This is a genomic window from Ruegeria sp. AL11 (assembly GCF_056540865.1).
The window spans coordinates 1-1,040 of record NZ_JBQFXO010000052.1 but is presented as its reverse complement, the minus strand read 5'-3'; the positions used below and the strand labels follow the sequence as shown (position 1 = coordinate 1,040).

At 59.0% G+C, this 1,040-nt stretch carries 1 protein-coding gene and 1 pseudogene; both read right to left on the bottom strand.

Going from position 1 to position 1,040, the window contains the following annotated elements; translation table 11 throughout:
• Window positions 1-297, bottom strand: a pseudogene (locus ACR0IP_RS23215) (1-deoxy-D-xylulose-5-phosphate reductoisomerase); the annotation flags it as partial.
• Window positions 297-1,040: phosphatidate cytidylyltransferase (locus ACR0IP_RS23210; protein WP_480528168.1), on the bottom strand; the 744-nt coding region annotated here is incomplete at its 5' end. The gene ACR0IP_RS23210 and the pseudogene ACR0IP_RS23215, both read right to left, overlap by 1 nt.

The following is a 1,040-nucleotide window of genomic DNA, read 5'->3' as shown; positions in this document are numbered from 1 at the left end:
GACGATGGCTGACATGACCCAGTCCGCCGGGCGCGCTGCGGCCTCGGCGATCGCACGCGGCCCGGCCGCCGCTTCGACCCCACTTCCGGCCAGTGCGGCACGCAAATCCTCCAACCTGTCTTCGTGTGCCGTGACAGCTAGATCGGCGCGCAACCGACGAGCGTCATCGGCAAGTTGTCGAATATTTGCGCCGCCTGTAAGGGCCACCACATCATAGTCTTCGGGTTTACGCGAAATCAGATCAAGCGTGTTTTGCCCGATCGAACCCGTGGCCCCAAGAACGGAAATCCGTCGCATTACATCTCACCCGGCGTGTACAAAAGCCCTGCGATCAGAACAAACACCGCAGCCCCCATCATGCCGTCGAACCGATCCAGAAAGCCGCCATGGCCGGGGATCAGATTTGAACTGTCCTTGACCCCGAATTTACGTTTGATCGCGCTTTCGATTATGTCACCCGCCTGACTGGCCATTGATGCGAGAACGGAAACAACAACAAAGGCAAACCCGAAACCCGCGTGGCTTGCGAAGACGATACCGACACAGGCCGCGGCAGCCCATCCGCCTGCCGTTCCCGACCATGTTTTCTTGGGGCTGACCTTTGGCCAGAACTTGGGTCCACCGACCATTTTACCCACAAAATAGCCCGCCACATCGGTGGCAACCACCACCGCGATCAGCCAGACCATCCAGCCAAAACCCGAGTTTTCGCGAATGGAAATGAAACCCAGACCAGCCGCAACAATCCAGACCGCGAACATTCCGTACAGGGGTTTCGAGCGGCTGATCTGTCCCATACCCACCAAAGCCGGCGCAAGCACGACCGGGAGCGTGTACAGCGCTGGCAGGTGGTAGCTGAGGATAACGGCAAACGCAGTCAGAACGCCCAACTGGACGGCCACACCCTGGCTTTCAGGGTCAATCATCCGAACCAGTTCCCAGGTCATCAGGCCACAAGCAGCCGCAATGAAGACCTCGAACCAGAGACCGCCAAGCCAGACTTCGATGGCCCCTATTGCAACCAGAACGGCGGCAGAAAG